Below are 12,560 nucleotides of genomic sequence, written 5' to 3'. Positions count from 1 at the left end.
TGCCGCTCAACGCGTACCTCGATCACGGGTTCAACGCGTATCTGTCGCGTGCGCACTAACAGACAATAACGAGGGGATCGCACGGGTGAGTCAGAAGCGCGGCCTGGCCGTATTTTTCGGATGCGTAATCGCGATCGCCGTTTCCTACGTCGCCACGTACCCACGATTCCACCCGCCCCCCGCGACGCCCACCGCCGCGGCCAACAGCCCTGCCGCGCCCGCGTCGGCCGCGACCGGGCTGACCACCGAACTCCCCCCGCTGCCCCTGCCGCTGCCGGCCGCGTCCGGCCCGCTGTCCTGGGCGCGCCTCACGCCGGCGCAACACGCGGCACTCGCGCCGTTCGCCGACCAGTGGGACGGCTTCAGCGACGCGCGCAAGCGCAAATGGCTGAAGATCGCATCGCGTTTCGCGAAGTTGACGCCCGATGATCAAAAGCGCCTGCAGGAGCGGATGACCGAATGGGCGCGGATGACGCCCGAGCAGCGCCGCGTCGCGCGCGAGAACTACCAGAGTGCGAAGGAGCTGTCCGCGCAGGCGCGCGAGCGGGCCTGGAAGGCGTACCAGCAACTCCCCGAGGAGCAGAAGGAACGTCTCGCGGCCGCCGAGCGCCGCCGCCGGCCGAGCGTCGTCAGCGCACCGCCGACCGTCGCCGACCGTGACGTCCGCCGCCTCGTCAACTCGCACGATCACGCCGCAAGCGGCGCAACCACCGCGCCGGCGCCCGTCCCGGCCGCGGTCACGCCGCCGGTGCCCGCGTCGTCGACGGCCGGCACCGCATCCGCGCCGGCCGCCGTGGCACCGGTGTCGCCCGCCGACGCCCCCTCGCTGTTCAAGGGCTCCTGAGCGGCCGTGGCGAACGCCCGCGCCCCCGAAAACCCGGCCGCCGCGCCGTCCGTGCGGCGGCGCCTCGCCGCGCTGCTCTACGAAGGCGTGCTGCTGTTCGGCGTGGTGTTCTTCGCCGGGCTCGCGTTCAGCCTCGCGACGCAGCAGCGCAACGGCCTCGTCCATCACAACCTGCTCGCCGCCTGGATCGCGCTCGTGGTCGGCGCGTACTTCGTCTGGTTCTGGACCCACGGCGGCCAGACGCTGCCGATGAAGACGTGGCGGCTGCGGCTCGAATCGTCGAGCGGTCGGCCGCTGAGCGCGGGCCACGCGCTCGTCCGCTATGCGCTCGGCTGGCTGTGGTTCCTGCCGCCGCTCGCACTGCACCCGATCCTCGGCCTGTCGGTACCCGTCACGCTCGCGCTCACCGCCGCGTGGATCGTCGTGTGGGCCGGCGCGGCCCGGCTGCATGCCGGCCGCCAGTTTCCGCACGACCGGATCGCACGCACGCGCATCGTCGCCATTCCGCGCTGACGCGCAGACGCGTTGAAGCACTGACACACCGCATTCAGCAGACGAAAGAACGTCGCCGAGGCGCCCCCCCGCCCGGCCCGGCAGCCTTGCCGGACAAGCGCCGGACGTTCGGTACGGCAGGCCACACAACGTCCCGGCATTCACTGCTAAACACCTTGCAGCGGTCGTAATAAGAACGTCTCGTGACTGTCACGGCACAGTCACGCCCGCATGGCGGAATGCCGGTAATGTCAACCGGCGCGAGTCATGCATGGGCCAGAAAACGTCTGCGACCTCCCTGTTCCGTCAACCTCTCGGCGCCCGCACCGCCACCGCCTTCCTGTCCGGTTCCGCCGCAACCGACGGGCTGGTGTCGCAAGAACCGCCTGCCGGTCATGCCACGCAGCATGACGACCCCGACTCGTCCGCGCATCGCTACCGCACCATCTGGCTGTCCGACATCCACCTCGGTTCGAGCGGCTGCCAGGCGCCGTATCTGCTCGACTTCCTGCGCCACAACGATTCGGAGTACCTGTACCTCGTCGGCGACATCATCGACGGCTGGCAACTGAAAAAGGGCTGGTACTGGCCGCAGGCACACAACGACGTCGTGCAGAAGATCCTGCGCAAGGCACGCAAGGGGACGCAGGTCGTCTACATCCCGGGCAACCACGACGAAGGCGCGCGGCAGTTTTGCGACCTCGCGTTCGGCGACATCCAGGTGCGCGGCGAGGCGTTCCACACGACGCTCGCAGGCAAACGTTTGTGGATCGTGCACGGCGACCTGTTCGACGGCGTGATCCAGCACGCGAAATGGCTCGCGTACCTCGGCGACACGCTCTACACGCTGATCCTCGTGCTGAACCGCTGGTTCAACCGGATCCGCAGCCGGCTCGGCTTCCAGTACTGGTCGCTGTCGCAGTACCTGAAGCACCAGGTCAAGAACGCCGTCAACTTCATCTCGCAGTTCGAGACCGTGATGACCGACGAGGCGCGCCGCCGCGGCTGCGACGGCGTCGTGTGCGGGCACATCCACAAGGCGGAGATCCGCGACATCGATGGCGTGCTGTACTGCAACGACGGCGACTGGGTCGAGAGCCTGTCCGCACTCGTCGAAACGATGGAAGGCGAACTGAAGATCGTCTACTGGACGGTGATGCGCACCGCACCGTCGGACACCACGTCGCGCAAGGCCAAGGCCACTGCCTGACACAACCGCACCTACAGGACATTGCCGCGATGAAGATCATGATCGTCACCGACGCGTGGGAACCGCAGGTCAACGGCGTCGTGCGCACGCTGAAGAGCACGTCGCGCGAGCTCACCGCGCTCGGCCACCGCGTCGAACTGCTGACGCCGCTGGAATTCCGCACGGTGCCCTGCCCGACCTACCCCGAGATCCGCCTGTCGATCCTGCCGTACCGCAAGCTGCGCGCGCGGATCGACGCGTTCGCCCCCGACGCGCTGCACATCGCGACCGAAGGCCCGCTCGGCCTCGCCGCGCGGCGCTATGCACGTTCGCGCAAGCTGCCGTACACGACCGCGTATCACACGCGCTTTCCGGAGTACGTGCAGGCGCGCTTCGGCATCCCGCTCGCGGCGACCTACCGCTTCCTGCACTGGTTCCATGGCCCGTCGCTCGCGGTGATGGCGCCGACGCCGGTCGTCAAGCAGGACCTCGAGAAATTCGGCTTCACGAACGTGGTGCTGTGGACCCGCGGCGTCGACCTCGACGTGTTCCGGCCGATGGAATCGAAGGTGCTCAATACCGCGCGGCCGATCTTCCTCTATGTCGGCCGCGTCGCGATCGAGAAGAACGTCGAGGCGTTCCTGCGCCTCGACCTGCCCGGCTCGAAATGGGTCGCGGGCGAAGGTCCCGCGCTCGCGGAGCTGAAGTCGCGTTATCCGGAGGCAAACTATCTCGGCGTGCTGTCACAGGCCGAGCTCGCGAAGGTGTATGCTGCGGCCGACGTGTTCGTGTTCCCGAGTCGCACCGACACGTTCGGCCTCGTGCTGCTCGAGGCGCTCGCCTGCGGCACGCCGGTTGCCGCGTATCCCGTGACGGGCCCGATCGACGTGCTCGGCGAAGGCGACGCCGGCGCGATGCACGAGGACCTGCAGGAAGCCTGCCTCGAAGCGCTGAAGATCGAACGCGCGACTGCGCGCGCATGGGCCGAACGCTTTTCGTGGCGCGCGGCGTCCGAGCAGTTCGCGTCGCATCTGAAGCCGCTGCCGAAGACCGCGTACTCGCCAGCAGAAGGTGCCGCCGTTTGAAACGAGACCTGAACGACAAGTCCCCGCCCCCCGACGCCACGCCGCAACGGCACCGTCCGTTCGACGAGGATGAGCCGCATGCCGATGCGGACGTGCACGCGCACGAGCCGCTCGGCCCCGACGATCGGCTGACGCCGTTGCCGCCGAACCCGTACAAGCGCCACCGCGGCATCACGCGCGCCTGGTACGCGCTCAAGCATTCGCTGAACGGTTTTCGCGTCGCGATCCGCGAGGAGAGCGCGTTTCGCCAGGAACTCACGCTCGCCGCGCTGATGCTCCCGATCGGCGCGTTTGCGCCGGTGCCGGCCGCCTCGCGCGCACTGCTGATCGCGTCGGTGCTGCTCGTGCTGATCGTCGAGCTGCTGAACTCGAGCGTCGAGGCCGCGATCGACCGCATCTCGCTCGAACGCCACGAACTCTCCAAGCGTGCGAAGGACCTCGGCAGCGCGGCCGTGACCGTCGCGCTGTTCGCGTGCGTGACGACGTGGGCCTTCGTGCTCGGCCCGGTCGTCGCACACTGGCTGGGCTTCTAGACGAGCGCCGGGCGCACGCGCCGCGCACCGCCCGCGTGCGGCGCTGCACCATGCGCCGTGCGGGGCCGCGCACACGAAATGCGCCCGATGTGGCGAAACCCCGGTTTATAATCGTCCGCTAGACATAGAACAGCAACCCGCGCCGGACGAATCACGCAGCATCGATTGCAGCGCCCGCCAGTCCGGCACACACAGGGCCGGACGACATGGAAGCGAAACCTCCCCGCCGCACCCGCGAACGGATTCTCGAGTTGTCGTTGAAACTCTTCAACGAGATCGGCGAGCCGAACGTCACGACCACGACGATCGCCGAGGAAATGGAAATCAGTCCAGGCAACCTGTACTACCATTTCCGCAACAAGGACGACATCATCAACAGCATCTTCGCGCAGTTCGAGCAGCAGATCGAACGGCGGCTGCGCTTTCCCGAAGATCACCGTCCGACGATCGACGAAACCTGGTCGTACCTGCAGTACATGGCCGATTTCATGTGGACCTACCGGTTCCTGTATCGCGACCTCAACGACCTGCTCGCGCGCAATCGCACGCTCGAGACGCACTTCAAGCAGATCATCAGCCACAAGGTGCGCTTCGCGCGCGACATGTGCGAGCTGCTCGTGTCCGACGCCGAGATGGTCGCGACACCCGCCGAGATCGAGGTCATCGCCACCAACATGGCCGTCATTTCGACGTACTGGCTGTCGTATCAGTACGTGATGCATCCGCGCAAGTACAACGACCAGGACGCGATCCGCGAGGAACTGCACCAGGTCAGCATGCACGTGATCTCCGTGATGGCACCGTACCTGCGCGGCCGTTCGCGCCAGCTGTTCGACGACCTGGTCTCCGGCAAGCTGCCGAAGCGCCAGTTCACCGACTACCTGCCGCCGCGCGACGGCTCGCCGCGCCCGGCAGACAGCCCCGTCGTCACCGGGCAGGCCCCCGCCAAGGATTCCAAGCAATGAAGGCAGTCTGTGTTTACTGCGGCTCGTCGTCCGGCGTCCGGCCCGTCTATGCCGACGCCGCGCGCGCATTCGGCCGCGCGCTCGTCGATGCGGGCCTCACGCTCGTCTACGGCGGCGGCCGCGTCGGCCTGATGGGCGTGATCGCCGACGAAGTGATGGCGGCCGGCGGCCGGGCGGTCGGCGTGATCCCCGAATTGCTCGTCGACAAGGAAGTCGGCCATACGGGGCTGTCGGAACTGCACGTCGTGCCCGACATGCACCACCGCAAGAAAATGATGGCCGACCTCTCCGACGCGTTCGTCGCGATGCCCGGCGGCGCCGGCACGCTCGAAGAGCTCTTCGAGGTCTACACGTGGGCGCAGCTCGGTTATCACCGCAAGCCCGTCGCGGTCTACAACATCGATTCGTTCTACGATCCGTTGATCGCGCTGCTGCGCCATACGGTCGACGAAGGCTTCATGCGTCCGGCCTATTTCGACGCGCTGTGCGTCGAATCCGAACCCGTCGAACTGATCGAGCGACTGCGTCGTTACCAGCCGCCCGCCCGCGACAAGTGGGCGCCCGACGCGGCCAAGTAACCGTCACCGGAACCCGCACGCGATGACCGCACCGTCCGACCGCAAGGCCGTCCTCATCACCGGCGCGAGCCGTGGCATCGGCCGCGCGACCGCCGTGCTCGCGGCCGGGCGCGGCTGGGACGTCGGCATCAACTACGCGCGCGACGCGGCGGCGGCCGAACTCACCGCGCAGGCCGTCCGCGACGCGGGCGGCCGTGCCTGCGTCGTCGCGGGCGACGTCGCGAACGAAGCCGACGTCGTCGCGATGTTCGACACCGTCACGGCCGCATTCGGTCGCCTCGACGCGCTCGTGAACAACGCGGGCATCGTCGCGCCGTCGATGCCGCTCGCCGACATGCCGGCCGACCGGCTGCGGCGGATGTTCGACACCAACGTGCTCGGCGCGTACCTGTGCGCGCGCGAAGCGGCGCGCCGGCTGTCCACCGACCGTGGCGGCCGCGGCGGCGCGATCGTCAACGTATCGTCGATCGCCTCCCGGCTCGGCTCGCCGAACGAATACGTCGACTACGCGGGCTCGAAGGGCGCGGTCGATTCGCTGACGATCGGTCTTGCGAAGGAACTCGGCCCGCACGGCGTGCGCGTCAACGCGGTACGCCCCGGCCTGATCGAGACCGAAATTCACGCGAGCGGCGGCCAGCCGGGCCGTGCGGCCCGCCTCGGCGCAACGACGCCACTCGGCCGCGCGGGCGAAGCGCAGGAGATCGCCGAAGCGATCGTCTGGCTGCTTGGCGACGCGGCGTCCTACACGACGGGTGCCCTGCTCGACGTCGGCGGCGGCCGGTAATGCCGTACTGCGGCGCAGCAAAAACCGCCGCCCGAGACGATCAGTCGTCACGACACCACAAATCTCCACAATTCCGTGACGCTACGAGTAAACTCTCGTAATAAATCCGTGGTCTACTAGCGGGCATTCAGACAGGCCTCATCAACACCTGTCCGTTACCCCCTGATGTGGCCCTAATCGGTCCTGCCCATGTCGCCGGACCGGCTCGACTCGACCCGAGATCTTTTCCATGCCCGGAACCGCAGCGCCCAGCCGGCGACGCACGTCTGTGCCCGCCCCGGCTCAGCACACCCGCTCGACCGCCGACACCGACCTCACCGCAACGCTCGACGTCGCCGGCACGCCCGACGCCGCCTCGACCGTCGCAACCAGCGCCACGCACGAGCGCTCGCTCCTGCTCGGCTGGCGCGCATGGCTGTTCGTCGCCGCGCTGATCTGCGCGTATGTGCTGCCGGGCGTACTCGGTCACGATCCGTGGAAACAGGACGAAACCTACACGTTCGGCATCATCCAGCACATGCTCGAGACGGGCGACTTCGTCGTGCCGACCAATGCCGGCCTGCCGTTCATGGAAAAGCCGCCGCTTTACGCGTGGGTCGCGACCAGCCTCGCATGGCTGCTGCAGCGCGTGATGCCGCTGCACGATGCGGCACGACTCGCGAGCGCGCTGTTCGCCGCGCTCGCGTTCGGCTTCATCGCGCGCACGGCGCGCGTCGCCAGCCGCGCGGACACCTGGTTCGACCTGCGCGTGATCGGCCCCGTCGTGTTGAGCGCGGGCACGCTCGTCGTCATCAAGCACGTGCACGACATGATGACCGACGTCGCGCTGTTCGCCGGCACGGCAATCGGCTTCAGCGGGCTGCTCGAACTCGTGATGCAGCACGTCGCGCGCGCGCAGCAGATGCGCCACGGGCTGCCGGTCCGACCGTCGGGCCGCTGGGCCGCACCGATCTTCGGCGCGGGCGTCGGCATTGCGCTGATGGCGAAGGGGCTGTTCGTGCCGCTCGTGTTCGCGGCCTCGCTCGTCGGCGCGCTGGTGCTCTATCCGGCCTGCCGCACCCGCTCGTTCGCGCGCGCGCTCGGCATCGCCGCGCTCGTGTTCGCGCCGTTCGCGCTCATCTGGCCGACCGCGCTGTTCATGCGCTCCGAGACGCTGTTCATGACGTGGTTCTGGGATAACAACGTCGGCCGCTTCTTCGGCTTCTCCGTCCCCGAACTGGGCGCGGAAAACGACAAGCCGTTCTTCATCCTCCGCGCGTTCCTGCTCGTCGGCTTCCCGGTCGCGCCGCTCGCGATCGTCGCGCTCGCGCGCGGCGTGTGGCGCGACTGGCGGACGCCGCGCGTCGCGCTGCCCGTCTTGTTCACCGGCATCGGTCTCGCCGTGCTGCAAGTGTCCGCGACGTCGCGCCAGCTCTACATCCTGCCGTTCTTCGCGCCGCTCGCGCTGGTCGCCGCGCAGGCCATCGAACGCCTGCCGCGCCGGCTGCATCTCGCGTGGGATTACCTGAGCCGCATCCTGTTCGGCACGGCCGCGGCGCTCGCCTGGGCAATCTGGGCAGTGATGGCCGATCCGGCCGCGTCGCGCGCGGATCTGGCGCCGCTCGGCCGCTGGCTGCCGCTCGACTGGACGATGCCGATCGAACCCGCGCTCGTGACCGGCGCGCTCGTGCTGACGGTCGGCTGGCTCACGCTGCTGCCGAAGCTGCGCGCGACGGGCCTCTGGCGCGGCGCACTGTCGTGGGGCGCCGGCGCGCTCGTCGCATGGGGGCTCATCTACACGCTGCTCCTGCCGTGGCTCGACGTCGCGAAGAGCTACCGCTCGGTGTTCGACGACCTGAACGCGCATCTCGCGCTCGAATGGAACGACGGCGACTGCATGGCGAGCCTGCACGGGCTCGGCGAATCGGAAGCGCCGATGCTGTACTACTTCTCCGGCATCCAGCACACGCCGATCGACGACGCGAAAACGACGCGCTGCACCTGGATGATCGTCCAGGGTGTGCGGGCCGTCGATCCGGCGCCGGGCAGCGAATGGAAATTGTTCTGGTCGGGCGCGCGCCCGGGCGACAACGACGAACTGCTGCGCGTGTACGTGCGCACGCCCGAGCAGCACCTGCAGTGACGGAGGGCGGCGCGGCGCACCGTCGTGCGTCCCCTCGTGCCATGCGTGGAACGGCGAACACCGCCGCCTGACACGCGAACAGCCGCCGGGAAACGCGCGCCGCCGACCGGCGCGCCCGGCTGACACGGTGGCCGCGCGACGCCGCAGGGCCGCCCCCTCCCCTTATTGCGCGACTGCGCGGATCTTCAGAACGACGAACCGGGCTCGCGAAGAAACGCCGTTTCCTCGTCGCTCGACTCGCGTCCGAGAATCGCGTTCCGGTGCGGAAAGCGGCCGAAGCGCTCGACGACGGCCGCATGCAGCAACGCGAAGCGGTGATAGCTTTCGCACCCTGCCTCGTCGCGAATGCCCGCGCACAGGCGCACGGCCTCTCGCTGGCTCTCGACCGACTCGTCGTGCTCGAACGGCAGATACGCAAACGCGCGGTGATGTCCGCTCGGCAACTGCGCGTCCCAGCCGGCCGCGACCACGCGGCGTGCAAGCGCGAGCGCCTTCGGGTCGGCGGCAAACGCGCGCGGCGTACCGCGATGGATGTTGCGCGAGAACTGGTCGAGCACGACGATCAACGCAAGCGCACCCGGCGGCGAGCCGGCCCAGTGATCGCACCCGCCGTCGCACGCAGCGTCGAGCAACGCGCCATAGCGTGTGCGCAGCACGTCGTCGAACGCCGCCCCGCCGTTGAACCAGACCTTGCGCGCCTGCCCGAATTCGGCCGAGCCCGGCTCGCCGAACCAGAAATCCAGGATCTCCCGCGCATGCGGATCGAGCGCCGCCGTGCCTGCGTGGATGGTGTCGATCGTCATGCAAACTCCAGGACGAGGCGCCGGGTGCGCGCGCTCTTCTTTTCCAGTTTCGCGATTCGCAGCTCGCCGATTTCGGCCGTGTTGCGCACATGCGTGCCCCCGCACGGCTGCAGGTCGACATGCTCGATGCGCAGCAGCCGCACCCGGCCGAGGCCCATCGGCGGCTTCACGCTCATCGTGCGCACGAGGTCCGGCCGCCCGGCCATCTCGTCGTCGGTGATCCACTCGGTCGTGACCGGGTGCGCGCCGACCACCAGGCCCGCGAGGCGCCGCTCGACATCGTCGCGGTCGATCGGGTCGGACGTCGCGAAATCGAGGCGGACATAGTCGGCCGTCACGCTGCAGCCGTCGACCGCGTACGGCAGCACCGCGCACATCAGGTGCGCGGCCGTATGCAGGCGCATGTGGCGGTAGCGGCGCAGCCAGTCGATCTCCGCCGCGACGCGCGTGCCGGGCACGAGCGCCGCGACACGCGCCTCCTGCCCCGGTGCGGGCACGTGCACGGCATCGTCGGGGGTCGCGCCGTCGAACTTCGCCTTGCGCGTATCGGCGATCGCGATCGTGCTGCCGTCGGGCAGCGTCAGCGTGCCGGTGTCGCCGGCCTGGCCGCCGCCGAGCGGATAGAACACGGTGCGGTCGAGCCAGATGCCGTCTTCGCCGACGGCCAGAACGACCGCGTCGCATTGCGTGAGGTACGCGTCTTCGCGAAACAGCGCTTGTGTCGTCATCGGGCAAACCTCGTATCGATCGGGAGAAGCGGCCAGTGTCGCGCCACGTGGTGCGCGCGCCCAGACGCAGATCGCCCGCGCGCATGCAGCGGCGTACCGGTCGGTCAACCGGGCCGGTTGCGCATCCAGTCGGCCGTATCGTAGAACGAATGCATGAGCCGCTCACGCAGCGGTTCGGGCAATCCGACATCCTCCATCGCCCACGCCATGCAGCGCAGCCACTGATCGCGCTCGACCGACGCGATCGGGAACGGCAGGTGCCGCGCGCGCAGCCGCGGATGGCCGAACCGGCTGATGTAGTGGTCGGGGCCGCCGAGCCACCCGCACAGGAACCAGAACAGCTTGTCGCGCGAACCGTCGAGCGACGCCGGGTGCAGCGCGCGAATCTGCGCGAACTCGGGCTCCAGGTCCATCAGGTCGTAAAAGCGGTCCACCATTTCGCGCACGCGGGCTTCGCCGCCCACGAGTTCGAACGCCGTCGGCTGCGACGGCGCATCGTCATTCACATCGGTCATACGGATAGTCGGAAAACGGGATCTTCGGGGCCGCCGACGACGCTCATGCGTCGCGCAGCGACTGCAGCGCGGGGCGCCGCAGCACATTATGCAGGCTCAGCCAGCCGGCCGCACCGGCACACGCGACGCCGGCCGCGATGCCGGCCGGCACGAGCCACGGATCGACGGCGAGCTGAAAGTCGAACACACGCGACGCGAGCACCCAGCCGACCGCGATCGCGCCCGCCGAAGCCAGCGCGCCGGCCAGCGCGCCGACCACGATGAATTCCGCGCGCTGCACCGCATTGACCTGCGCCCGCGATGCGCCCAGCGCGCGCAGCAGCGCAGCCTCGCGCACCCGCTCGTCGCGCGTGCCGGCCAGCGCCGTGTAGAGCACGAGCACACCGGCCGCGAGCGTGAACGCGAACAGGAACTGCACCGCACCGACCACCTGCAGCATCATCCGCTGCAACTGCGCGAGGATCGGCGCGACGTCGATCGCGGTCAGGTTCGGGTAGCGCGCGATCAGCGGATCGAGCAGCGCGGCGTTCGAGGCCGGCAGATGGAAGCTCGTCAGGTACACGGCCGGGAAATCCTTCAGCACCGGCGGCGGCATCAGCACGAAGAAATTGACGCGGAACGAGCCCCAGTCGAGCTTGCGCACGCTCGTGATCGGCGCGTCGACCGTCAGCCCCGTCACGTCGAAGCGCAGCACGTCGCCCGGCTTCACGTTCAGCGTCTTCGCGAGACCGGCCTCGATCGAGATCTGCGGCGTGGCCGCGGTGCCGAACCAGTCGCCTTCGACGATCCGGTTGTCGGACGGCAGCTCGGTCGTATAAGACAGGTTGAACTCGCGGTCGACGAGCCGGCGGGCCTCGTCGGACGGGTAGGCATCCGGATTCACCGGCTTGCCGTTGATCGCGACGAGGCGGCCGCGCACCATCGGCGCGGGCACCGCGTCGCGCACGCCGTGCGCGGTCAGATACGCGGCGACGTCGGCACGCTGGTCGGGCTGGATATCGATCAGGAACTGGTTCGGCGCATCGGGCGGCGTCGACTGCCGCCAGCCCGCAACGAGGTCGTTGCGCGTGATCGCGATCAGCAGCAGGCACATCAGGCCGAGCGCGAGTGCGGTGATCTGCAGCGCGCTGGCCGTGCCGCGCCGGTGCAGCGACGCGAGCGCGTAACGCCAGCCGACGCCCGCGGCCACACGCGCGTTGCGCACCGCCCGCGCGGCGGCGAACAGCACGAGCCGCGCGATCAGCGCGAAACCGACCAGCGCGCCTCCGAAACCGCCCGCGACGATCAGCCCGAGCTTCAGGTTGCCCGCAGCCACGATCAGCAGCCCCGCGAACAGCACGACGCCGATCGCATACGCGGCCCACGCGGTGCGCGACGCGTCGCCCCACTCGCGCCGCAGCACGCGCACCGGCGGCACGCGCGTGAGCGGCACGAGCGGCGGCAGCGCGAAGCCGAGCAGCAGCACGAGCGCGGCGCCCACGCCGATCAGCGCCGGCCACGGCGTGGGCGGCGGCAGCACCACGTCGATCAGTCCGCCGAGCGCGGCCAGCAACGCCCAGTGGCCGCCGTAACCAAGCACCGCGCCTGCGGCGCCGGATGCGACGCCGATGCCGGCGAATTCGAGCGCGAACAACGCGCCGAGCGTGCGGCGGCTCACGCCGAGGCAGCGCATCGTCGCGCAGCCGTCGAGGTGGCGCCGCATGTAGCGCTGCGCGGCCATCGCGATCGCGACCGCCGCGAGCAGCGCGGTGAGCAGCGCGACGAGCGTCAGGAAGTGGCGCGCGCGATCCAGCGTCTGCCGCACCTGCGGCTGGCCTTCCTGCAGCGACTCGAGACCGGCACCGCGCAGCTTCCCGCCGTCGACGCGTGCGTGCGCATACGCTTCGAAGCGCGCGACGGCCTGCTGGTCGCCGGCGACCAGC

General features: G+C 69.3%; 13 protein-coding genes. 9 read left to right on the top strand and 4 right to left on the bottom strand.

What is annotated here, in order from left to right:
• Positions 1-85: 85 nt before the first annotated feature.
• The 9 genes from FOZ70_RS36180 (at position 86) to FOZ70_RS36140 (ending at position 8,592) form a co-directional block, all read left to right on the top strand.
• On the top strand, positions 86-844 hold the full coding sequence (locus FOZ70_RS36180) for a DUF3106 domain-containing protein (RefSeq protein WP_219707809.1): 759 nt from the start codon (positions 86-88) through the stop codon (positions 842-844).
• A gap of 6 nt (positions 845-850) precedes the next feature.
• The gene (locus FOZ70_RS36175) at positions 851-1,357 is read left to right on the top strand and encodes an RDD family protein (RefSeq protein ID WP_060322836.1); all 507 of its coding nucleotides are present in this window, start codon (positions 851-853) and stop codon (positions 1,355-1,357) included.
• A gap of 250 nt (positions 1,358-1,607) precedes the next feature.
• The gene (locus FOZ70_RS36170) at positions 1,608-2,546 is read left to right on the top strand and encodes a UDP-2,3-diacylglucosamine diphosphatase (RefSeq protein ID WP_060049784.1); all 939 of its coding nucleotides are present in this window, start codon (positions 1,608-1,610) and stop codon (positions 2,544-2,546) included.
• A 29-nt stretch (positions 2,547-2,575) separates the two neighbouring features.
• Positions 2,576-3,610 carry a glycosyltransferase family 1 protein gene (locus FOZ70_RS36165; protein WP_027786855.1) on the top strand — a complete coding sequence of 345 codons (1,035 nt, stop codon included), beginning with the start codon at positions 2,576-2,578 and terminating at the stop codon, positions 3,608-3,610.
• Positions 3,607-4,143, top strand: coding sequence for a diacylglycerol kinase (locus tag FOZ70_RS36160; protein WP_048020482.1), 537 nt, complete (start codon positions 3,607-3,609; stop codon positions 4,141-4,143). The genes FOZ70_RS36165 and FOZ70_RS36160 overlap by 4 nt, the downstream gene beginning before the upstream one ends.
• A gap of 206 nt (positions 4,144-4,349) precedes the next feature.
• Positions 4,350-5,108 carry a TetR/AcrR family transcriptional regulator gene (locus tag FOZ70_RS36155; RefSeq protein ID WP_021161119.1) on the top strand — a complete coding sequence of 253 codons (759 nt, stop codon included), beginning with the start codon at positions 4,350-4,352 and terminating at the stop codon, positions 5,106-5,108.
• A complete protein-coding gene (locus FOZ70_RS36150; protein WP_048020480.1) occupies positions 5,105-5,686 on the top strand; it encodes a TIGR00730 family Rossman fold protein in 582 nt (193 codons plus the stop codon). Before FOZ70_RS36155 ends, FOZ70_RS36150 begins: the two co-directional genes overlap by 4 nt.
• 22 nt (positions 5,687-5,708) lie before the next feature.
• Positions 5,709-6,470 carry an SDR family oxidoreductase gene (locus FOZ70_RS36145; RefSeq protein ID WP_048020479.1) on the top strand — a complete coding sequence of 254 codons (762 nt, stop codon included), beginning with the start codon at positions 5,709-5,711 and terminating at the stop codon, positions 6,468-6,470.
• Positions 6,471-6,699: 229 nt separating this feature from the next.
• Positions 6,700-8,592, top strand: coding sequence for a hypothetical protein (locus FOZ70_RS36140; RefSeq protein ID WP_059487315.1), 1,893 nt, complete (start codon positions 6,700-6,702; stop codon positions 8,590-8,592).
• Positions 8,593-8,777: 185 nt separating this feature from the next.
• Here FOZ70_RS36140 and FOZ70_RS36135 read toward each other — a convergent pair whose 3' ends face one another.
• The 4 genes from FOZ70_RS36135 to FOZ70_RS36120 form a co-directional block, all read right to left on the bottom strand.
• Positions 8,778-9,395: a DUF924 family protein gene (locus FOZ70_RS36135; protein ID WP_021161114.1), complete on the bottom strand. Its 618-nt coding sequence runs from the start codon at positions 9,393-9,395 to the stop codon at positions 8,778-8,780.
• Positions 9,392-10,123 carry an alanyl-tRNA editing protein gene (locus FOZ70_RS36130; protein ID WP_059855571.1) on the bottom strand — a complete coding sequence of 244 codons (732 nt, stop codon included), beginning with the start codon at positions 10,121-10,123 and terminating at the stop codon, positions 9,392-9,394. The genes FOZ70_RS36135 and FOZ70_RS36130 overlap by 4 nt, the downstream gene beginning before the upstream one ends.
• 104 nt (positions 10,124-10,227) lie before the next feature.
• Positions 10,228-10,638, bottom strand: a complete 411-nt coding sequence (locus tag FOZ70_RS36125) for a group II truncated hemoglobin (RefSeq protein WP_006398765.1) — start codon at positions 10,636-10,638, stop codon at positions 10,228-10,230.
• A gap of 43 nt (positions 10,639-10,681) precedes the next feature.
• A partial coding sequence (locus tag FOZ70_RS36120) for an FtsX-like permease family protein (protein WP_219707808.1) occupies positions 10,682-12,560 on the bottom strand: 1,879 nt, incomplete at its 5' end.

It is taken from the genome of Burkholderia sp. COPS (assembly GCF_019425585.1).
Classification (GTDB): Bacteria; Pseudomonadota; Gammaproteobacteria; order Burkholderiales; family Burkholderiaceae; genus Burkholderia; species Burkholderia cepacia.
This window is presented reverse-complemented; position numbering and strand designations above follow the sequence as displayed.